Raw genomic sequence first — 21,006 nt, forward strand, 5'->3', positions numbered from 1 at the left:
ACAACCAACAAGATGACTTGCGCGGGCATGTATCCGTGCGGGCAACGAGGCTACAGATGGCAGATATGCACTATTCCCACGACATGGGTCACGGGGGCTATGACACGCACCAGGATGCGTCAATGCCGCCTTCAAACATGTTGAAAAACCTCACGAATTTCGCAGGCGCTGCTGTTTCTCTGGCGCTGATCGCGGGTGTGTCGGTCTGGGGCTACAAGCTGGTGATGCGGGATGTGTCGGGCATTCCGGTTGTTCGTGCAGCCGAAGGTGAGATGCGTGTGCGTCCCGAGAACCCGGGTGGCCAACTGGCTCGGAACACGGGCCTTGCCGTGAACGAAGTGGCCGCTGCAGGCGAAGCGTCTGGTCCAGTGGATCAGGTCACATTGGCGCCGCGTCCTGTCGACCTGACTGAAGAAGATCAGCCGATCCCCGCTCAAACGGTGGCGCCTGTGCAACAGCCCGAACCGTTGAACGTGGCAGCCAGCCTCGAGGCCGCTCCGGTCGATGTGGCGACCGCGCTGGACGGGGGCGATATTGACGATTTGGTCAGACAACTCACGACCGGCGCCGAAACCATTGAGGCAGACGCAGCCGAAGTGGAGCCGGTGCTGGCCAGTGTAACAACCGCTGATCTGCCGGAGACCCCAACGCCAGTCCCCGCCGTTGTGAAGGGGCCTGGGCCGAAGGAATCCAAGCGGCCCCAATTGCGCCCAGCCTCGGCGCCGCGCACCGTAGTGGCTGCGACCGCACCACGTACAGAGCCGCAGACCAGCGACCTTGATCCCACCGCGGTCCCCGCCGGCACCCGGTTGGTGCAGCTTGGTGCGTACGACAGCCCAGAGGTGGCGCGCTCGGAGTGGGACAAGATGCAGGGGCGCTTTGGTGATCTCTTGCGGGGCAAGGACAGGATTGTGCAACAGGCGCAATCGGGCGGTCGCACGTTCTACCGTCTGCGTGCTCACGGCTTTGCTGACCTGAGCGATGCCCGTCGCTTCTGTTCGGCCCTCGTCGCCGAAGGCGCGGACTGCATTCCGGTGGTCACACGATGAGCAATTTTGGCGCAACCATCCTCGATGCGGATGGGTTGCGTCTGACCAAGGATGAAAAGGCATTCTTTCGCGATGCCGACCCGTTCGGATTCATCCTCTTTGCCCGGAATATCGACACACCCGATCAGGTCTATGGCCTGTGCTCCGAGTTCCGCGATGCGGTTGGGCGCGAAGCAATTATCACCATTGATCAAGAGGGCGGGCGCGTTCAGCGCATGCGCGGCCCAACTTGGACCGAATGGTCGCCGCCACTGGATTTTGTGCAAGCTGCTGGTGATGATGCTGAGCGCGCTATGTATCTGCGTTACAGGCACATAGCGCATGAACTTAAAGAGCTGACAATCGACAGCAATTGCGCCCCAATGGTTGATCTTGTGGTCAAGGAAACCCACGATTTCCTGCGCAATCGCTGCTACGGAACTTCTCCGGGCGACATTGCTGCCTTGGGCCGCGCTGCAGCGCAGGGCCACTTGGACGGCGGAGTTCTTCCTGTGGTGAAGCACATGCCCGGGCATGGTCGCACCGATCTCGACAGCCACTATGATCTGCCGCGCGTGGACGTGAGCCTCGACGCCCTGCGCGAGACGGATTTCGCTCCGTTCCGGGCGCTCAATGACCTGCCCATGGGGATGACGGCGCATGTTGTCTACGAGGCCGTGGACGACACAGCTGCAACGCTTTCGGCCGATACGATGGCCCTGATCCGCAATGATATTGGCTTTGACGGGCTGATCATGACGGATGACATCGGGATGAAGGCGCTGAACGGCACGCCCGATCAGAGTGCGCGTTGTGCGTTGGATGCGGGCTGCGATGTGGTTTTGCACTGCAATGCGCCCCTGGCCGACCGTATAGCTTCCGCCAATGCAGCCGGTCACATGACGGACGCTGCCCAAACACGGGCCGACGCTGCCCTGGCAGCGCGTCAAACCCCCGCCGACATTGACATTGCCGAGCTCAACGCCGAACTTGAGGCGCTTTTGAGCGGGGCAGGTTAAAGCGTGGGGCATGGCTGAAGATACATTCGAGGAAGACCGCATTTCGGTCGCCGACCGCCTCGCGGCGGAGGCGCTGATTGTCGATGTCGACGGCTTTGAAGGGCCGCTTGACCTGCTTCTGACGCTCAGCCGTACCCAGAAGGTTGATCTGCGCAAAATCTCTGTGCTTCAGCTCGCGCGCCAGTATCTTGCCTTTGTCGAGAAGGCAAAGCAGCTGCGGCTGGAACTGGCCGCAGATTACCTGGTGATGGCCGCTTGGCTTGCGTTCCTGAAGTCTCGTCTGCTCTTGCCGCCTGATCCGACGGAAGAGGGGCCATCGGGCGAGGAACTGGCCGCTCATCTGGCCTTCCAGCTTGAACGCCTGCAGGCCATGCGCGACTCTGCCGCCCGACTGATGGCGCGCGATCAGTTGGGGCGCGATTTCTTTGCCCGGGGTCAGTCCGAAATGGTGACACGGGTGCGCAAGGTAACGTACACCGCCACGTTGCTGGACTTGATGCAGGGCTATGCCCGTATCCGCACGCGCGACGAATTCCGGCCATTTGTCATGGACCGCGACGCCGTATTCACCATGGAACAGGCGCTGGACCGGATGCGCGGCCTTATCGGCTTTGCCGGTGATTGGACCGACATCCTGTCCTATCTGCCCGAGGGCTGGGAAATGGATCCGGCCAAACGCCGATCCGCGACCGCCGCCACCTTTGCCGCCAGCCTTGAGCTGGTGAAGGAAGGGCACCTGGAAATCCGCCAGTCCGAGACATTCGCGCCGATTCAGCTGCGCAAGAGAGATGAGCAACGTGACAGAAGCAACTGAAGAACAAGAAGAAAGCCTGTTCGAAGCACCCCCCATGGCTGAACAGGAACGGATGGTCGAAGCAATCCTCTTTGCGACAGCTGAGCCCATCAGCACACGCGAATTGGAAGCGCGTATGCCGCACGGGTGTGACGCTGCCGAAGCACTGGTGTATTTGCGCAAGCGCTACGAGGGGCGTGGTGTGCAGGTGATGAAGGTTGGAGATGCCTGGGCCATCCGAACGGCGGCAGACCTTGGTTTCTTGATGCAGAAGGAAACGGTCGAGACGCGCAAACTGTCGCGCGCGGCTATCGAAACGCTGGCTATCATCGCCTACCACCAGCCCGTGACAAGGGCCGAGATCGAAGAAATTCGCGGCGTCAGTGTGAGCCGAGGCACGGTTGACCAGTTGCTGGAACTGGAATGGATCCGCTTCGGGCGCCGCAAGATGACACCTGGGCGACCGGTGACATTTGTGGTCACGCAATCCTTCCTTGATCATTTTGGATTGGAAAACGCCCGCGATCTGCCGGGGCTCAAGGAACTGCGTGCTGCAGGGTTGCTGGAAAACCGGCCTCCACCCGGCACGCTTCCGGGGCCGGAAACCGACCCGGAGGATGAAAGCGAAGAGGGTCAGTCAGAGCTGTTTGAAGACTGAGCAAGAATTGGTCTGAAATTCGGCGTATTTGTCGCTATATTTGACCAGAGTGAACAGGGCGGAGCAGTCCCATGAATGCAAATCAGATCATCAACATGATCATGCGCATCATCATGCGCAAAGCGATCAACAAGGGGATCGATGCGGGTATCAACCGCGCGACGCGTGGCCGACAGCAGCCTCCTCCTCCCCCTCAGCAGCCGCAACTTGAGGATCATGATGGGCCGACGCAGGCTCAAATTCGGGAACAACGCCGGGCAAGGCGTGCAGCCCGTCAAGCACGGCAAGCGGCTAAAGCTGATCGAAAATAGCCTGACAGCGGTCTCAAAACGCATGAAAGGTGGGGAAAACCACCGTTGATTGCATGAATTCGGTGCCGTAGCGTAACCTTCATTGTTCTGGGGGGAACGTATTATGGCACATAGTAAGCCCAGTCTTTTTGTATCTTCTGTTTCATTGGGCGTCACAGTCATCGGGCTGTACGTGATATTCGTTCTGTTCGTCACGATTGGCTTTGGCAGCTACATCTATCGCACCGCCTGGCAGGCGGAGCCGGTCACACAAGTTGCGACGCAGGAAAGCCGGGCGTTGGTCTCGGATATCGACAATCTGCTGTTCATCATCAAACGCGAGCAGGATTTGGAACGCGCAAAGACGAGTGTGACGCAGAATATTCAAATCCACGCGGCCAAGATGTCCGATATAGAAGCGCGACACAGCAGATCATTTGGAGCGATCGCGGTTGCCAAATCCGCCTTGCGGGCCGAGGTGGACGCAACGCTTGGCAAGCTGTCCGAGTATCAATTTGTATTGGCTGGGCCACAGCGGCTTGTCTACGACGCGACCCTAGAAACCTTGCACATGACTGTTTCCACGGCGCAGCCAACCCTGCGGGCCAAGACGGCGGAATTGCAATTGCGGGCCTTGATGCGAACACTGGGTGATGGGCTTGAGAAAAGCGATGTCGATCTGGATACGACGGACAGATACACAATCCTTCATGATGAGACCTTTGTAACGCTGGATCTTTTGTCTGACGCGGTTGAAACGGCAAACAGCGCATCCCTTGTTATCAAAGCCGAGAAGGAGGCGATGCAGGCCCAGATCGACGAATTGCGAGCGCGTTGGACCGGCCACAACAATCAAATCCTCGCATTGCAGGAAACGCTAGGGCCGGGGGATCCTGCACGGGCACGTCTGTCGGCGTTGTCCCTGAATTTCCCGATCTTTCCCGATATCCTGATGCGCTTTGTCAGCTTTCCAACCATCTTCCTGACGCTGATCGTAACCATCGCATCGGGGGGCTTGGGCACGGTCGTGGCCTTTTCCCGCCGCTACTATTCGTCAAAACATGCCGACACGCTGACCTTGTCGCGGCTGTTTGTGAACGTGGGCGAGGGGATTGCCGCAGCCATTGCCATCTTCCTCTTTTCCGGCGCTGGTATGTTGGCGTTGACGCAGGGCAGTGGGCCGGCAAACGATGTCGAACTCACCCCTTACACGGTGGCCTTCATCGCATTTCTGTCGGGTTTCATGGCAGAAGATGCCTTTGCTTCAATCCAATCGGCGGGCAAACGTATCTTCAAACCGGACCCACCCGCATCGCAGAACAGTGAAGGCGCCACGCCGGCTGCGGAAGGCGGCTAACCGTTTGGCGCTGCAAAGTGCTTGGACAGTTTCAGTCCCTGACCCTGGTAGTTCGATGCAATGCCCGCGCCATAAAGCTGCGTGGGCTGCGCTGCCATCCGTTCGTAAATCAGGCGACCGACAATCTGGCCATGCTCAAGTACAAATGGGGCCTCGTGACAGCGCACTTCCAGTACGCCCCGTGATCCGGTGCCACCTGCTGCATCGTGCCCGAATCCGGGATCGAAGAAACCAGCATAGTGCACGCGGAACTCGCCAACCATGGCCAGGTAAGGGGCCATCTCAGCTGCGTAGTCAGGTGGGATATGAACAGCCTCACGACTGACAAGGATATAGAACGCTCCGGGATCAAGGATGATATGCCCATCGCGCGCGTGCACTTCTTCCCAGAACTCGGCCGGATCGTAGTGGCCGATATTGTCCAGATCGATGACGCCTGTATGAGGTTTGGCCCGGTATCCGACAAGCGTCGTCTCTGGCAGGCGCAGATCAACCGAAAAGCCCAGACCTTCGTCGACAACGGCGGTGCCGTTCACCAGGGGTGTGTCACTGTGCAGTTTGGTGAGTTCGTTGTCGCTCAGCACCGCTTGTCCCACGCGAAAACGGATCTGGTTCAAGCGCATGCCAGGGCGGACAAGAACGGAAAATGAGCGGGGACAAATCTCGGCGTATAGCGGGCCAGAGTACCCTGTCGGAATGCGGTCAAATTCCGTGCCGCCATCCGTAATCGTGCGGGTCAACAAATCCAGCCGCCCGGTTGAGCTTTTTGCATTTGCCACCGCCTGCACACCGTCTGGCAGGTCCAGTGCTTCCATCAAAGGCACGACATAGACGCACCCTTTTTCCAGCACGGCGCCGCCGGATAGATCAACTTCGTGCATCTGGAATTCGGCCAAGCGATCGCTGACGCGCGCACCGTGACCCGCAAGGAACGATGCACGCACACGGTAAGCGACCGTGCCCAAACGCAAGTCAAGACTTGCAGGTTGGACCTGTTCCGGGATCACGGCTGGACTTGCGGCAATCTCACCGCGGTCCATCATCGCTTTCAGTTCTGTATCAGGAAGTACGCCGATCATGTTGCCCCCTCGTCTCGTGTTGTGGGGCCTGCGGCCAGTGCCCCTGTAGCGCCAGGGCGGTGTGTATTGGTCGGGCTAGCAGGACTCGAACCTGCGACCTTCCGTCCCCCAGACGGACGCGCTACCAGGCTGCGCCATAGCCCGACGTGAGGGGTGTCATACCCGATTTCTGGCCGGGGGCAAGAGGGGATTTGCACTGGGATCGCGTTCTTCTCAGTGCGGCTCGCGCCGGTTGCTCGCCATCTGGTCGCGCAACGCGGTCAGCTGCGACAGTAACGGCCGGATCATGTTGCGCTGCGCGTCATTCAAATGCGTCAAACGTTCTGCCTTTGTCAGCGCGGAGGGCGCAACTGGAATGGTGTCTGGATCGGGATCGTCAGGCACATTGACAATGCTTGGTTTCGGTGCCGCCACAGCAGGCTCTGTTTGCTCTGCTACAGCAGTAACCGGTTCGTTGCTGTCAGTGTCGGGCTCTGCATAGTCCGACAGGAATGACGGCAGTGTTGCAGCAGGCTCCGCCGCGGGTTCTTCAGGTGTCTCTTCAGCCTCTTGTGTTTCCAGGGCTTCCGGTTTCAGTTCCTCAGCCTCAGCCTCAGCCTCAGCCTCAGCCTCAGCCTCAGCCTCAGCCTCAGCCTCAGCCTCAGCCTCAGCCTCAGCCTCAGCCTCAGCCTCAGCCTCAGCCTCAGCCTCAGCCTTCGGTTCGGCTGGCGCAGGGGACAAATCCTGCTGCTCGAGCGTTGCCTCTACGATGTCGTCAGTCAGAGCAGGGGCGTCTGCATCTGCTTGCTCGGTATCTTGCGCAGGCGCGTCTTCGACAAGCGGCGGGTAGGGAAGTCCAGGTCGGTCTTCGCTCTCGGAAGCCTCTGCGGCGGGTGCAGGAGTGAGAAGGAAAGAAGGCAAGGGGGCGTCGGCGGGCGCCCTTTCCGGCTCTTCGGTATCGGTCTCATCGTCTGTGACGTCTGGCGCTGCCACGTCTTCAGATTCTTGGCCGGCATCGAAAGCTACGACCTCCGCCTCGACATGTGATGGCGCAACATCTTCGTCGATACTTGCAGCCAAATCTGCATCCAGCTGTGCATCCGTTTCCGCATCAAGAGGAGGGGACAGGTCGGCGACATGCGCCATGCCTTCTTCGCGCAGAATCTTCTGGACACCCTTGATGGTCAGGCCGTCATCATGCAGCAATTTTCGGATGCCACCCAGCAGCAACATATCGCTGGGACGATAGTACCGCCGACCGCCAGCCCGTTTGACTGGTTTGACTTGGGTGAACTTGCTTTCCCAAAAGCGCAGCACATGGGTCTGAACGCCCAACCACTCGGCAACTTCCGAAATCGTGCGAAAGGCGTCCGCGGACTTGGCCATCTGTTCAGGACTTGTTGCCTACGGCCACGCGATCTTTCATCAGATGCGAGGGGCGGAAGGTCAGAACGCGGCGCGGATTGATGGGGACTTCTTCGCCTGTCTTGGGGTTGCGACCGACACGTGCAGACTTGTCGCGAACAGAGAAAGTGCCGAAAGACGAAATCTTGACCTGCTCTCCACGCACAAGCGCATCTGACATGTGGTCCAGTACACTTTCCACCAGTTGTGCACTTTCATTTCGCGACAGTCCCACTTCGCGGAACACAGCTTCACTCAAATCCATGCGTGTCAAAGTCTTATCAGTCATAAGTTCTCCCCTTTGGCAAAGCATAGGGCGCAGAGAAATTCCGAGTCAATATCAAGACCTTGGCCATGACACCGGATGTACGTTTTCTGGCCGGTCAGGCGGGCTTTTTCTGCCATTGCCGAGGCAGCACAACCCTGACCTCACCAAACGAGACCGTATTTGGGGCATCGGCGGAAATCCGCAGAAAACATGCAGCAACTGACAAGGGTCATCAAATCGCCAAGGACTGGATACACAATTTGATGTAGATTCAACCTGTGATTACATGCCGGGAGGAGAAACCGTGCCGCATCATGCTGCCGTACTCAACGATGTTCCGACCAACCTCACCATCCCTCGCGCCGCTGATCCCTGCAACAAAGGTTCGGACGGCAAGCGAATTGACCGCTCAACGCACGCACTGAGTGAAAAGTCGTATGACCTGATCGTCGCGTGGATGCGCGCTCGCATCGGCGAACGCATCACCGAAGATATGTTGCACGCGCTGAACCCGATGGGCCATCACGCGTTCCGTCGTGCGTTCGAAGCACGCGCTGGTATGCCGCCCATGCACTATCTCACATGGATGCGTGTGGACCTTGCCGTGCGTTTGCTGATTGATACGCGGTTTAACCTGAACGAAATCGCATTTGTCACCGGTCTGGAGAACAAGCAAACATTGGCAGACACATTTCGAGGAACGCTTGGCATTGGCCCGCAAGCGTTGCGGATTTCATCGCTGTGACGCAGGTACGTCCAAAGCTCTCGACCAAGTACAAGGCGTTTTTTGTTGGGGACACAGGCGTCTCAAGCCGATTTCACCACCGCAGCACCACCGCACCCCAAGCCAGCCCACCGCCGATCGCTTCGGTCACGATCAGGTCGCCATCCTTGATCTGGCCGCTTGCACGGCCCACGGACAAGGCGAGCGGAATGGATGCCGCGGACGTGTTGCCGTGGTCCTGAACGGTCACAACGACGCGGTCCATAGCGATCCCCATCTTCTTGGCCGTGCCCTGAATGATGCGGATATTGGCCTGATGCGGTACGATCCAGTCGACATCATCCGCCGTTACACCTGCACGTTCCATCGCTGTTTCCGCCGTTGCTGCCAGCTTTTCAACAGCATGACGGAACACCTGGTTTCCCTGCATTCGCAGATAGCCGCTTGTGCCGGTGCTCACACCGCCATCGACATAAAGCAGGTCACGATGTCGACCGTCCGAGTTCAGATCGGTTGCCAGAATGCCGCGATCCGCCGCGGTTCCGTCGCCTTCTCTGGCTTCAAGAACCAAAGCGCCAGCACCATCACCAAAAAGCACGCAGGTGCTGCGATCGGTCCAGTCCATAATCTTCGAAAACGTTTCCGCACCGATGACCATGACTCGTTTGGCCTGGCCCGAAACGATCAGCGCATTCGCATTCGACAGGGCATAGACAAAGCCGGCGCACACAGCCTGAACGTCGAAGGCAAAGCCACCCGTCATCCCAAGCTTGTCTTGAACCATTGTTGCGGCGGACGGAAAGGTCAGGTCGGCCGTTGAGGTGGCTAAGACAATGGCGTCAATGTCATCCGGTTGCAGGCCCGCATCCGCCAGTGCCGCTTGCGCCGCTACTGTCGCCATGGAGGATGTCGTGTCATCCTCGGTTGCAAAGTGCCGCCGCTCGATCCCTGAACGGGACCGAATCCATTCGTCGGATGTATCGAGCGTTGCCTCGAATTCGGCATTCTCGACCACGCGTGCGGGCAGGTGGTGCCCCACGCCACGGACCACCGCACGAAGCGTCATCTGTTGCTCTCCTCTGCCCGCTGTGTGGCCCGGGCAACCCGGGCGGCGAGCTTGTCGTTAAAGCCTTGTTCGGACAATTGGGCCGCCAGTTTGATAGCAGCCGACACACCCGTAGCATCTGCTCCGCCATGCGATTTGACAACCGTTCCGTTCAAACCAAGGAAAACACCGCCATTCACGCGGCGCGGATCGATGCGTTTGCGCAAGCGGCGCATCGATGTAAAGGCGAGTAGATATGCGAGGCGTGAAAGGGGGGTGAACTTGAAGGCTTCACGCAGTAGATCACCGATCAGACTGGCAGTTCCTTCGCCTGTTTTGATGGCTACGTTGCCGGTGAAACCGTCCGTGACGATCACATCCGCCACCTCGCCCTGAATGTCGCCGCCTTCGACGAAACCAACGAAATCGAACTCGGCAGCGTCGGCCTGTGCACCAATCAGCTCATAAGCTTCTTTCAGCTCCGAGCGGCCCTTATGTTCTTCGGTGCCCACGTTCAGAAGGCCGATTCGAGGGCGGGGCAGGTCCATGCCATTCCGGGCATAGGATGCGCCCATCAGAGCATAGCGCAGCAAATCATCTGCGTCCGCGCGTACGTCCGCACCCACATCCAGCATCACGTTGAAGCCCTGTGGATTGCGACTAGGCCACAGGACGGCAATTGCTGGACGGTTCACACCAGGCAGCTTGCGCAGACGGATCATCGACAATGCCATCAACGCCCCGGTGTTTCCGCAACTCACAGCCACGTCCGCCTCGCCCGCGCGCACGGATTCGATGGCGGACCACATCGAGGTGCCCTTGCCATTACGCACCACATGGCTGGGTTTGTCGTCCATCGTAACGACGCCCGCGGCGTCACGGATCACGCATCTGCCCACAAGATTCTTGCGGCGGCCAATAAGCGTCTCAAGCTCATCCCGCGGACCATGCAGGATAAAGCCCAACTTTGGATTCTTCTTCGCAGATGTCGAACAGCCAGACACGACTGCGGCGGGGCCCATGTCCCCGCCCATCGTGTCGACAGAAAGAATTATGGGAAAGGCAAGCTTTGCTGCCGCATCGGCCGGGTCTGTGGAAGGGGCCGTCATTGCGCGCTGTCTTGCCTTGTCGCCTGTGACGCCACTCAGGCCGCGTCGTCTTCCAGATCAACCTCTTCGGTCATGGCGACGATCTCGTTGTCGTCGTAGTGACCGCATGCCGCGCAAACGTGGTGCGGGCGCTTCAGCTCACCGCAATTGGGGCATTCATTGGGGTTGGCGGGGGTCAAGCTGTCGTGGGCGCGGCGGTTGTTGCGGCGCGATTTCGACACTTTATTCTGTTGTACAGCCATTGAAGTGGGCCTTTGGTTCGGGCAGCGCCGCGGATCGTGCGCGGATGCGATGTGTTTCGTGGTCCCGGATCGGGTGTTTCGGTCATCCAAGTACGGGTTGAGCAGCGTTTAGGCAAAGCGCCACGCCATGTCCAACCCAAAATCTCGTGAGGGCGGCAAAATACGCATCCTTCGCAGGGACGCAAGGGCAAATCAGTCGTCTTTTTTTTCAGTCAACTGCGATTTGAGATCGGCGAGGCCAGCAAATGGTCTGGCAGCTTCGTCTGTCAGGGGGGCTACACCCGGTTCGGTCAGTACCATCTCGCCCAATTCGGCCCCTTCGGCCCTCGGGAAATCCGGGATCGCAAGGCTCAGGGATTCGATCATGACGGACTCAGGGTCGATCCACGCACCAAGGCGCTCAACTTCGTCATCTTCAGGCATTTCCGTTTCGGGCACGTCGATCTCTTCATAGTCACGCGCATAAAGGCGTCGAACAGGTACATCGATGCGGGTGGTTACGGGCACCAGCGTCACGGCACAGGGCTGTGTGACCGTTGCACCCAGAGTGCCAGTAAGTAACCAGTCTGCAGTACCATAGGCAGTGATTTGCCCTTCAAACCGCATTTTGCGCAGGCCGCTCAGCTCTAATGTGTCTGCCAAGGCCTTCATCGCTTTGGCGTCCGGTAAAACCTCGAACGGGGTTGCATCGTTTTGCGCCAAACCACTGACGCGCAGTGCAGTGGTGGAAGGGGGCGTCTGTGACATGGATTGCTTTCGTTTCTTGAACCAAGGCCAAAGCTTGAGTAAGTCGAGATAAAAGCACCTCGCGCCCTGAGCAAGGGGTGGCGTATGACAAGGGGGGTCAGATGGCGACCTTTACACCACTTTCTGCTGCAGGGCTTGCCCTGATCGTCTCGCTTGGCGTCGCTGGATGCTCACCGACATTCCGCAATCACGGATATGTTCCACCCGAGGAAGACTTGGCGGAACTCGTCGTCGGTATCGACACACGCGCGTCGGTCGAGGATCTTGTGGGTCCTCCAACGGCGGGTGGTGTGCTGGAGGGTGGTGACTATTTCTATATCCGCAGCAAAGTCCGCACATTCGGGCCGCGCCGCCCGCAAGTGGTAGAGCGCCAGGTGTTGGCAATTACCTTCGACGCTGATGGCGTATTGCAGAATATTGAGCGTTTCGGCCTTCAAGACGGGCGCGTGGTTGCGCTGTCTCGCCGTGTAACCGAAAGCGGTGTCACTGACACCAGCTTCCTACGTCAGCTGCTCGGCAATATTGGGCGCATTGGACCGCAGGGTATACTCTGATCGTTTGGCTTCATCCGCACGTCATATGCCCCATGTTATCGGGGCCACATGTGGCTTGGGCAGGAGGCTGAACGATGATCGGATTGAAGAAGGGACGCTATGCGGCTCGACAGGCTGAAAGGCCTGCTGACATCGAAGCCGCACAGGCGTTGCGTGCGCGCTGTTTCGGACTTGCGTCTGACACAGATGCCTTTGATGATCGCTGTACACATATCCTGATCCACCGAGTCGCGGACGATGCTCTTGTTTGCTGTTTCCGAATGTTGCCTCTGACCGGGACCACGATCTTTAACAGCTATTCGGCCCAGTATTACGAACTCAGCGCGCTCGAAACCTTTGATGGTAAGATGGTCGAGATGGGCCGCTTCTGTGTAGATCCTACTGCGGCGGACCCTGATATACTGCGCGTCGCTTGGGGTGCGATGACCGCATATGTAGATGATGAAGAGGTCGAACTGCTGTTTGGCTGTTCTTCGTTCGCTGGCACCGAAACGGCAGACTATCTGGATGCTTTCGCGATGCTCAAGGCGCGTCATCTGGCTCCCAAACGCTGGTTGCCACAGGTCAAGGCGCCCAAGGTCTTCAAATACGCCGCACGGCTGCGTCGCAAGCCGGATGCAAGAAAGGCCATGCTGCGTATGCCGCCGCTGCTGCGCACGTATCTGATGATGGGCGGTTGGGTCAGTGACCACGCTGTTGTCGATGACAAAATGAACACACTGCATGTCTTCACAGGGGTCGAGATCGGGGCGATTCCGCCTGCGCGGAAAAAACTTCTGCGCGCTGTTGTATGCTAGGCTCAAGGCGCGTTTTCTCTGACGAAAAGCTCTTCTTTATCTTCCGTGACGCTGGTTTTTGACGAAGACTGCTTCGGTACAGCAGTCTGTCGTCATTACAGTCCTTGCGACGGGTTTTCCGGCGTTCATCCGGGGGCGGGTTTTCACCGACACATTGCACTCAAGCCATGCACAACGCCATGATATCCATGGTCCTGCCTACACACGTCCCACGAGCACTTTGCCGAGTGGACGGAACACTTAGGTTACCGCTTGGATTTTGCGCAGTGATTCATTTATCGCGACCCAGCTGAGCCGATCTATGCGTCGGGACTTGCTCTAACCATTTGATTTAGCTGCAAGGTTAGGCAGAAAATTACTCTTGTTGGATTCAACTATGTCGGGTATCTTGTATCTATAGACATTGGTTTTTAGAAAATTCATTCAGGAAAACCGGTCGTGACTGACTGTCATCGACGAAGCTCAACTTCCAAAGTACCAACACTTCAACATAAGGAACGCACTATGTCCGCACTTTTGCACCGGATTCAAAATGACAACGACTTTGCGCATGGCCTTCAGGCAAAAGCCCTGGATGTGTACGGTCAAGGTATCGCTGAAGCTCAATGCGGAACAAAACCGCAAGCCCTGTCACCGGCTCAACTTGAAACACTGGCTGTAAGCCAAAACGACATCAATGCGAACGCAGATACAACTGCGTTCGACACGACTGCATTTGACACAACCGCGTTTGATACAACGGCGTTCGACACTACCGCCTTTGATACGACGGCGTTCGATACAACTGCATTTGCAGGCGCTGCGGTCGCCTAGTTTGCTTACTCTCCAGAGGCCCGATCAGTTTCCGCAGCTCCGCAAAAGTTTCGAAACTGATTGGGCCCTTCTTATTTCTAGCTTGTCGCTCGACGTGAATGGGCGTTGGGCATCAAGGCCTGCACAATACCCTATCCCCGCACAGGGGTGGAAATTTCATATATCAACTATTCCGTCGCGTGCCGAGAATACCCTCAAAGCTGCTTTGGAGGTTTTGGATGAATGCGCCGCTGCATTTAAAGTGTATGCGAGTTTGTCGCAGTATATGTCCGACTCCTATGCGTTACGAGGCAGCTATTCCCAAAAGGGCAAGTTCATTACGGTCTATCCCAAAGATTACCGCATGTTTCTGACCCTTGTTACGCGGCTTGGACTGAAGCTGGAAGGCGCGCCGCACTACAAGGTGCCATTTGAAAGGCAAATTCCGGGAACACCTATTTTCTACAGATATGGCGCGATGTCTTCGCAAACTCGAACCATCTTGGCCCCGGATGGTACGGAACGTCCCGATAATCGTCAGAAATACCGCCCAGATTTTATTGTGGACCCCTTGGAACCCTATTTGGAGGAAGATCTTGATGCGAACGATGTTTTGCAGCAGCCGTCTTTCTTTAACCACTATTTGGTAGAGGATGTACTGAGCCAAAGAGGGCGTGGCGGAAATTATCTTGCCAAGTCACTAAACGATGACCGCAGTGTTTTCGTAAAGGAAGGCCGCAAATTTGGAGAGCATGACTTTTTTGGCCGCAGCGGACTGTCGAGAGTGGAGAATGAGTGGACCTTCCTCAGCTGTTTGAATGCGCATGGGGTGCCCACACCAGAACCGATTGAGTTCATCAAAAGCAACAATCACTGCTACTTGGTGACTGAGTTGATTAATATCAGGCGTGATGTGAACTACTCGGAAAGTGAACGAGAGCATATCGCAAACAAAATCGCGACCATTGTGAAAAAATGTCACGCAACAGGTATCATATTGGGTGACGTGAAGCTTGAAAATTTTCTGATTGCCGAAGATGACGTTTTTATTTGTGATCTGGAAACGGCCTCACATGTCACCTGGGATGTATTGCCCTCTGGAGGTACCGAATCCCACCTGCCCAAAAAGAAACGGCTTCATGGCATTTCAAGGGACAACTATGCCTTGGCGGTTCTCTTGTGTTTCTTTTTTTCCGACCGGTCAACGTCTCATCGCTTCCGTGCGGGCGTCAACATTGCCAAAATGGCAAGACAAATACCCGGAGAACTCGGTATCGAGGCGCGCAGGTGGCTTAGGGCCTGAAGGCGACCAGCCGTTCGGCACAGGAGTGCCGTTGGTTTTGGGTTGATGGCGCGCCAGAAGTGTCGCCTCGTATAAAGACGCATGGGGGTACAGAAACAGCGCTTGGGATGACACCCAGGTTGACGCCCACGGATTGACCCACTAGCTGCCCGACCATGGCTCGTGTTCCCTTACTGCAACTTTCCGACATTTCCCTCACCTTTGGCGGTGATCCCGTCTTTGATCAGTTGTCTCTTGTTGTGCAGCCAGGCGACCGTGTCGCACTCGTGGGCCGCAACGGGTCGGGCAAATCGACCCTAATGAAGGTGATGGGAGGCCTCGTAGATGTGGACCGGGGTGAGGTTGTTCCGGGGCCCGGTGTGAATGTCGGGTACATGGAGCAAGACCCTGACATGACAGGGTTTGCGACGCTTGGTGATTTTGCCATTCACGGGCTCGAACCCTCAGATCTCTACAAGGTCGAGCGTGCCGGTGAAGGGCTAAAATTCGATCCGGCACGCCCCGTGGAAACCGCATCCGGCGGGGAGCGTCGCCGCGCAGCACTGGCGCGTTTGATGGCGGAAGCGCCTGATCTCATGTTGCTGGATGAACCCACGAACCACCTCGACATCGAAGCCATTGCCTGGCTCGAGGCCGAGCTGAAATCCACTCGCGCTGGGTTCGTCCTCATCTCTCACGACCGGGCATTCTTGCGTGCACTTACCCGCGCAACCCTTTGGATTGACAGAGGAATGGTCCGTCGCCAGGAGAAGGGGTTTGACGCATTCGAGGCGTGGCGAGACACCGTTTGGGAGGAAGAAGACACCGCCCGTCACAAGCTGAACCGCAAGATCAAGGCCGAGGCACGTTGGGCCGTCGAAGGCATCAGTGCGCGACGCAAGCGCAACATGGGACGGGTGCGCGCACTACAGGATCTGCGTGCCGAACGGGCCTCTCAAATCAAGCGGCAAGGGGCGGCCGCTATGGCCTTGGACGCTGGACCGAAATCAGGCCGTAAGGTTCTTGAGGCACAAGGTATTTCAAAGACTTACGATGATAAGGTGATCGTCGAGCCGTTCTCACTCAAGGTCCAGCGCGGTGATCGCATTGCTTTTGTTGGCCCGAATGGAGTTGGTAAAACCACCTTGCTCAAGATGCTGATCGGAGAAGTGACGCCCGATACCGGCAGCGTCGCGATGGGCACCAATCTGGAACTTGCGATCTTCGATCAGGCCCGCTCGAAACTCGACCCGGATGCCAGCCTTTGGGATAGCCTGACAAGCGATCCCGACATGCGGGTCAGTGGTAAGGCCGATCAGGTCATGGTGCGGGGCAATCCGAAGCATGTCGTTGGTTACCTGAAGGAATTCCTGTTTGATGAAGCGCAGGCGAGGGCGCCCGTAAGATCGCTTTCCGGGGGCGAGAAAGCACGTCTGCTGTTGGCAAGTATCATGGCGCGTCAATCCAACGTGTTGGTGCTGGATGAACCCACCAATGATCTGGATGTTGAAACGCTGGACCTGCTGCAAGATTTGCTGGACCAATATGACGGAACTGTCCTGTTGGTCAGTCACGACCGCGATTTCCTGGATCGTGTGGCGGTCACCACCATTGCCATGGAGGGGGATGGGAAGGCCACTGTGTATGCCGGTGGGTGGAGTGACTACCAGTCTCAACGTGGCCCCAAAGATGTTGCGCAACCTGTTGAAACAGCGAAGAAACCAGACACTAACGCATCCAAACCCAAGCAGACGCTCAAGGTTGGTCTGTCCTTCACGGAAAAGCACCGGCTTGAAGCGCTGCCGGCCGAGATTGAACGTCTGGAAGCCGAAATGGCCAAGCTGCAAGAGTTGCTGTCTGACCCCGATCTCTACACACGCGAGCCAGTCAAATTCCGCAAGGCAACAGAGGCACTTGCTGAACGTCAGGCCAAACTGGACGCTGCTGAAGAAGAGTGGCTGACGCTCGAGGAAAAAGCCGAAGCCTAGGTGGGACGGGCAGGGACGCCCACGACCGTATCGCCCTCGGCAATATCCTTCGTCACGACGGCGCCGGCGCCTACGATGGCTCGATCCTTGATCGTGGTGCCGGGCATGATGATGGCACCAGCCCCGATCCACACGTCTGCACCAATGGTCACAGGCAATGCCCGTTCGATACCTGCGCGCCGTTTGACCGGATCACGATGGTGATCTGCACACAGAATCTGAACTCCTGGGCCAATCATTGTGCCGTCTTCGATCCATACGGGGGCGCTGTCGAGGATCACGCAGCCGCTATTGATGAACACTTCGGTCCCAAGGTGGATGTTCCGACCATAGGAACAATGAAAGGGGGATTCGATCAGACAATTTGCACCGGCTTCGGCAAAAAGCGCGCGCAATGGCGCACTGAGTGTGCGCCGCTCTGACGGGGGCAGATGATTGTGCGCGTGCACCGCATTCAATGCCACCATACGCAGGTCTTCGAGCGCATCATCAAGGCAGGAATACCAATCACCGGCCTCCATTTTTTCCCGCTCGGTCCGCATCATCGCATCCGCAGCGCGCCGTCCAAACGGATGACCTCGCCGTTCAAGTACCCCATCTCAACAATGAATGCCGCAAGGCGGGCATACTCGTTCGGATCACCCAAACGCGGCGGGTTCGGCACATCGGCTGCCAGGGCCGCTTGCACATCCTCTGGCAACCCAGCCAGCATCGGGGTTTTGAAGATGCCCGGCGCAATCGTCATGACTCGCACGCCGGACGATGCGAGATCGCGTGCCATCGGCAGCGTCATGCCTACAACACCGCCCTTGGACGCGGCATAGGCGGCTTGTCCCTTCTGCCCGTCAAATGCGGCAATCGAGGCGGTGTTGATGATCACACCTCGCGCACCATCGGATTCGGGTTCGTTGTCGGCCATCGCCGCTGCTGCCAGACGCGCGACGTTGAAACTGCCTACCAGATTGATATCGATCGTTTTCTGAAAGGCGGGAAGGGGGTGCGGCCCATCACGTCCGACGGTTTTGATACCAACGGCAATTCCGGCGCAATTCACTGCGGCGTTTAGCCCGCCCATCCTGCTGCGGGCCAGATCAATGGCTGCCGCGACCGATGCTTCATCCGTCACGTCCGTTTCGGCAAAATGTCCGCCGATCTCGCTTGCAACGTCCGTTCCGCGGTCCGCATCGCGATCCAAAAGCGTGACCTTGGCACCCTGTGCAGCAAAGTGGCGTGCAGTTGCTTCGCCAAGCCCGGACGCGCCGCCCGTTACGACCGCCATGGTTGTGTCGAGTTTCATGCGAGACACTCCCTGAAAAATATGAACGTGCGTTCAGTTAACCGGAAGCAGCATCGTCTGACAAGGCGAAGGAGTTACCCTTTGTGGATCCACCCACCACCATAGATACGGCTGCTGTCCCGGTCGTAGAAAACGCAGGCTTGCCCGGGGGACACTCCCGCCTCGGCGGCCGCCAGTTCAACGGTGGCCTCTGTTGCGCTGATAGGTCGGATGATGGCGTCAGTCGGAGGGCGGGTCGATCGCACTTTAACGGCCACATGCCATTCGTTCTTGCTATCGAATCGGGCGTCGCCCAGCCAGTTCACTTCGCGCACCGGAATCGTACGGGTGGCCAGCATTTCCTTGGGCCCGACGACAACCTGCCGATTTTCTGCATCCAGCTTCACCACGTAAAGCGGATCAGCCAAACCGCCGATTCCCAAGCCTCGCCGTTGTCCAATCGTGTAGTTGATCACCCCGTCATGGCTGCCCAACACCCGACCGGTGTGATCGACAATGTCACCTGGTGCCGCGGCCTCGGGGCGCAGTTTGCGGATGACGGAGGCGTAATCGCCGTTCGGGACAAAGCAGATATCCTGGCTGTCGGGCTTGTCTGCCACGCCCAGCCCGTATTTCGCTGCCAGCGCACGCGTGTCGTCCTTGGAGGGCAGGTGGCCTAATGGAAAACGCAGGTAGTCCAATTGCTCAGGCGTGGTGGAAAACAGGAAATAGCTTTGATCGCGACCGGCATCGGCTGCGGCATGCAACTCTGCGCCATGCGTGCCCATTTTGCGTTGGATATAGTGACCGGTCGCCATGCAATCAGCTTCAAGATCCTTAGCCGTTTCAAGGAGATCCTTGAATTTCACCCGCTCATTGCAGCGGATACAAGGCACCGGCGTTGCGCCGCCCAGATAGCTGTCAGCAAACTCATCAATCACCGCGTCGCGGAACACGTTTTCATAGTCGAGAACGTAGTGCGGAAAGCCCATTTCCTCGGCCACGCGGCGTGCATCGTGAATGTCGCGCCCGGCACAACACGCGCCTTTTTTGGCAAGTGCTGCGCCATGATCATAGAGTTGAAGGGTTACACCCACAACATCGTAGCCCTGACTCTTCAGCTCAGCCGCCACAACGGAACTGTCCACGCCGCCGGACATGGCGACGACGACACGTGTGTCAGCCGGGGCTTTGGCAAAGCCCAACGAATTGAGCGGACCGTTGTGGTCAAGCATGGCAGGTCTCCGAGGGGATTGAGCGCATATATATGAAAATCCGAAATAGTCTCAAGGCCCGGTTTAACGGCGCATTAAACGCATTCACCCAAGCTCTGTTCAAAGATGAATAATGAGCGGTGTGTGATGTATTTGAAGAAAGTGGATGGCCCACGGGCCGTAACCTTGCCCGACGGTTCCGTGTTGACGCAGGCGGACTTGCCTCCGGCGACGACGCGGCGCTGGGTTGCGTCACGCAAGGCGGCCGTGGTGCGTGGAGTGTTGTACGGTCTTCTCACGCAAGACGCAGCGCTTGAGCGATATGGTCTAAGCGAAGAAGAATTTCATGAGTGGGTTCGTGCGGTTTCGACGCACGGAGAGGAGGCTTTGAAGGCAACAGCGCTACAAAAATATAGACAACTTTAGGTTGTTAAGATACGACTTCATCAAGGGTAACGTGTGATTAACCTTTTCGGTTCACGTTTGTTTCAACACCTGAACGCCCCTTGTGTGGAGATCCGAAGAATGCGCGTATTGCTTGTAGAAGACGACCCAACCACCTCGAAAAGCATCGAACTGATGCTGACCCATGCGAACCTGAACGTCTATGCGACGGATTTGGGTGAGGAGGGGATCGATCTGGCCAAGCTCTATGACTATGACCTGATCCTTCTTGACCTGGACCTCCCCGATATGAACGGGCACGAGGTGCTGCGCCAACTGCGCCTGGCTCGGGTCGAAACGCCGATCCTGATCCTGTCTGGTGCGGATGACACAGAAAACAAGATTAAGGGCTTCGGTTTTGGTGCCGACGATTACCTGACAAAACCGTTCCACCGCGAAGAGTTGGTGGCACGTATCCACGCCATCATTCGCCGGTCGAAAGGTCATTCTCAGTCCGTCATCAATACCGGTGACATTTCAGTCAATCTGGATGCTAAGACAGTGAGCGTCGACAACAAGACTGTGCACCTGACTGGCAAAGAATACCAGATGCTTGAGCTTCTGAGCCTGCGCAAGGGCACGACACTGACAAAAGAGATGTTCCTGAACCACCTTTATGGCGGCATGGACGAACCCGAGCTGAAAATTATCGACGTCTTTATCTGCAAGCTGCGTAAAAAGCTCAGCAATGCCACGGGCGGTCAGAACTATATCGAAACCGTTTGGGGCCGTGGATATGTGCTGCGCGATCCTGAGCCGGCAGAGATGACAGAAGATACACCGATGGCCGTAGGCGCCTAGAGGCAGCTACATCCCTCCGAAAAAGGGTCGCCGCACGGATATGTGTGGTGGCCCTTTTTTTGTTTCACGGGTGCAATACCCATCAATGACTGGACCACCTGCGTTTCGGCTTTTAT

Annotated in this window: 24 protein-coding genes and 1 tRNA gene; 14 read left to right on the forward strand and 11 right to left on the reverse strand. The window is 57.4% G+C overall.

Annotation, left to right across the window (positions count from 1 at the left end):
• The first annotated feature begins 56 nt into the window (after positions 1 to 56).
• The 6 genes from IE087_RS16680 (at position 57) to IE087_RS16705 (ending at position 5,145) form a co-directional block, all read left to right on the forward strand.
• Entirely contained in the window at positions 57 to 1,049 is a 993-nt protein-coding gene (locus tag IE087_RS16680; RefSeq protein WP_229801431.1) for an SPOR domain-containing protein, read from the forward strand.
• Complete coding sequence (nagZ, locus tag IE087_RS16685; RefSeq protein WP_189370512.1) at positions 1,046 to 2,047, forward strand: beta-N-acetylhexosaminidase; 1,002 nt, start codon at positions 1,046 to 1,048, stop codon at positions 2,045 to 2,047. The genes IE087_RS16680 and nagZ overlap by 4 nt, the downstream gene beginning before the upstream one ends.
• 10 nt (positions 2,048 to 2,057) lie before the next feature.
• Positions 2,058 to 2,861, forward strand: coding sequence for a segregation and condensation protein A (locus tag IE087_RS16690; protein ID WP_189370513.1), 804 nt, complete (start codon positions 2,058 to 2,060; stop codon positions 2,859 to 2,861).
• Positions 2,836 to 3,498, forward strand: coding sequence for an SMC-Scp complex subunit ScpB (gene scpB / locus IE087_RS16695; RefSeq protein WP_189370514.1), 663 nt, complete (start codon positions 2,836 to 2,838; stop codon positions 3,496 to 3,498). Before IE087_RS16690 ends, scpB begins: the two co-directional genes overlap by 26 nt.
• 71 nt (positions 3,499 to 3,569) lie before the next feature.
• Complete coding sequence (locus IE087_RS16700) at positions 3,570 to 3,809, forward strand: hypothetical protein (RefSeq protein WP_189370515.1); 240 nt, start codon at positions 3,570 to 3,572, stop codon at positions 3,807 to 3,809.
• Positions 3,810 to 3,912: 103 nt separating this feature from the next.
• A complete protein-coding gene (locus tag IE087_RS16705; RefSeq protein ID WP_189370516.1) occupies positions 3,913 to 5,145 on the forward strand; it encodes a hypothetical protein in 1,233 nt (410 codons plus the stop codon).
• Here IE087_RS16705 and IE087_RS16710 read toward each other — a convergent pair.
• The 4 genes from IE087_RS16710 to ihfA form a co-directional block, all read right to left on the reverse strand.
• Positions 5,142 to 6,224 (reverse strand): 2'-deoxycytidine 5'-triphosphate deaminase, encoded by a 1,083-nt coding sequence (locus IE087_RS16710; protein WP_189370517.1) that lies wholly within the window; start codon positions 6,222 to 6,224, stop codon positions 5,142 to 5,144. The two genes, IE087_RS16705 and IE087_RS16710, sit on opposite strands and share 4 nt — an antisense overlap.
• 67 nt (positions 6,225 to 6,291) lie before the next feature.
• Positions 6,292 to 6,368: transfer RNA gene (locus IE087_RS16715), tRNA-Pro, on the reverse strand.
• Positions 6,369 to 6,437: 69 nt separating this feature from the next.
• Positions 6,438 to 7,589, reverse strand: a complete 1,152-nt coding sequence (locus IE087_RS23585; protein ID WP_229801432.1) for a MerR family transcriptional regulator — start codon at positions 7,587 to 7,589, stop codon at positions 6,438 to 6,440.
• A 4-nt stretch (positions 7,590 to 7,593) separates the two neighbouring features.
• A complete protein-coding gene (gene ihfA, locus IE087_RS16725; RefSeq protein ID WP_189370518.1) occupies positions 7,594 to 7,896 on the reverse strand; it encodes an integration host factor subunit alpha in 303 nt (100 codons plus the stop codon).
• 283 nt (positions 7,897 to 8,179) lie between these two features.
• On the opposite strand from ihfA, the gene IE087_RS16730 reads away from it, so the two are divergent.
• Entirely contained in the window at positions 8,180 to 8,620 is a 441-nt protein-coding gene (locus IE087_RS16730; protein ID WP_189370519.1) for a helix-turn-helix domain-containing protein, read from the forward strand.
• Positions 8,621 to 8,693: 73 nt separating this feature from the next.
• Here IE087_RS16730 and IE087_RS16735 read toward each other — a convergent pair whose 3' ends face one another.
• From IE087_RS16735 to IE087_RS16750, 4 genes are all read right to left on the reverse strand, one after another.
• Entirely contained in the window at positions 8,694 to 9,665 is a 972-nt protein-coding gene (locus tag IE087_RS16735; protein ID WP_189370520.1) for a beta-ketoacyl-ACP synthase III, read from the reverse strand.
• Positions 9,662 to 10,753, reverse strand: coding sequence for a phosphate acyltransferase PlsX (gene plsX, locus IE087_RS16740; protein WP_189370521.1), 1,092 nt, complete (start codon positions 10,751 to 10,753; stop codon positions 9,662 to 9,664). The genes IE087_RS16735 and plsX overlap by 4 nt, the downstream gene beginning before the upstream one ends.
• A 35-nt stretch (positions 10,754 to 10,788) precedes the next feature.
• On the reverse strand, positions 10,789 to 10,995 hold the full coding sequence (gene rpmF, locus IE087_RS16745; RefSeq protein WP_189370522.1) for a 50S ribosomal protein L32: 207 nt from the start codon (positions 10,993 to 10,995) through the stop codon (positions 10,789 to 10,791).
• Positions 10,996 to 11,187: 192 nt separating this feature from the next.
• Positions 11,188 to 11,742, reverse strand: a complete 555-nt coding sequence (locus IE087_RS16750; protein ID WP_189370523.1) for a YceD family protein — start codon at positions 11,740 to 11,742, stop codon at positions 11,188 to 11,190.
• 101 nt (positions 11,743 to 11,843) lie between these two features.
• Here IE087_RS16750 and IE087_RS16755 point away from each other — a divergent pair, with 101 nt between their 5' ends.
• The 5 genes from IE087_RS16755 to IE087_RS16775 all read left to right on the forward strand — a co-directional run bounded on the left by IE087_RS16755 (position 11,844) and on the right by IE087_RS16775 (position 17,155).
• Positions 11,844 to 12,296: an outer membrane protein assembly factor BamE gene (locus IE087_RS16755; RefSeq protein WP_189370524.1), complete on the forward strand. Its 453-nt coding sequence runs from the start codon at positions 11,844 to 11,846 to the stop codon at positions 12,294 to 12,296.
• Between the two features lie 74 nt (positions 12,297 to 12,370).
• Entirely contained in the window at positions 12,371 to 13,093 is a 723-nt protein-coding gene (locus tag IE087_RS16760; protein WP_189370525.1) for a GNAT family N-acetyltransferase, read from the forward strand.
• A gap of 504 nt (positions 13,094 to 13,597) precedes the next feature.
• Entirely contained in the window at positions 13,598 to 13,906 is a 309-nt protein-coding gene (locus tag IE087_RS16765) for a hypothetical protein (RefSeq protein ID WP_189370526.1), read from the forward strand.
• A gap of 1 nt (position 13,907) precedes the next feature.
• Positions 13,908 to 15,188: a class III lanthionine synthetase LanKC N-terminal domain-containing protein gene (locus IE087_RS16770; RefSeq protein ID WP_189370527.1), complete on the forward strand. Its 1,281-nt coding sequence runs from the start codon at positions 13,908 to 13,910 to the stop codon at positions 15,186 to 15,188.
• Between the two features lie 155 nt (positions 15,189 to 15,343).
• Entirely contained in the window at positions 15,344 to 17,155 is a 1,812-nt protein-coding gene (locus IE087_RS16775; RefSeq protein WP_189370528.1) for an ABC-F family ATP-binding cassette domain-containing protein, read from the forward strand.
• On the opposite strand, the gene IE087_RS16780 is transcribed toward IE087_RS16775, so the two are convergent.
• The 3 genes from IE087_RS16780 to mnmA all read right to left on the reverse strand — a co-directional run bounded on the left by IE087_RS16780 (position 17,152) and on the right by mnmA (position 19,666).
• Positions 17,152 to 17,700 carry a sugar O-acetyltransferase gene (locus tag IE087_RS16780; protein WP_189370529.1) on the reverse strand — a complete coding sequence of 183 codons (549 nt, stop codon included), beginning with the start codon at positions 17,698 to 17,700 and terminating at the stop codon, positions 17,152 to 17,154. The genes IE087_RS16775 and IE087_RS16780 overlap by 4 nt on opposite strands.
• Positions 17,697 to 18,452, reverse strand: coding sequence for an SDR family NAD(P)-dependent oxidoreductase (locus tag IE087_RS16785; RefSeq protein ID WP_189370530.1), 756 nt, complete (start codon positions 18,450 to 18,452; stop codon positions 17,697 to 17,699). The genes IE087_RS16780 and IE087_RS16785 overlap by 4 nt, the downstream gene beginning before the upstream one ends.
• 74 nt (positions 18,453 to 18,526) lie before the next feature.
• Positions 18,527 to 19,666, reverse strand: a complete 1,140-nt coding sequence (gene mnmA, locus IE087_RS16790) for a tRNA 2-thiouridine(34) synthase MnmA (RefSeq protein WP_189370531.1) — start codon at positions 19,664 to 19,666, stop codon at positions 18,527 to 18,529.
• 126 nt (positions 19,667 to 19,792) lie between these two features.
• Here mnmA and sciP point away from each other — a divergent pair, with 126 nt between their 5' ends.
• Positions 19,793 to 20,071, forward strand: a complete 279-nt coding sequence (gene sciP, locus IE087_RS16795; RefSeq protein ID WP_189370532.1) for a CtrA inhibitor SciP — start codon at positions 19,793 to 19,795, stop codon at positions 20,069 to 20,071.
• Positions 20,072 to 20,170: 99 nt separating this feature from the next.
• The gene (gene ctrA, locus IE087_RS16800; RefSeq protein WP_189370533.1) at positions 20,171 to 20,890 is read left to right on the forward strand and encodes a response regulator transcription factor CtrA; all 720 of its coding nucleotides are present in this window, start codon (positions 20,171 to 20,173) and stop codon (positions 20,888 to 20,890) included.
• Positions 20,891 to 21,006 lie beyond the last annotated feature (116 nt).

It is taken from the genome of Tateyamaria omphalii (assembly GCF_014651375.1).
GTDB classification, from domain to species: domain Bacteria; phylum Pseudomonadota; class Alphaproteobacteria; order Rhodobacterales; family Rhodobacteraceae; genus Tateyamaria; species Tateyamaria omphalii.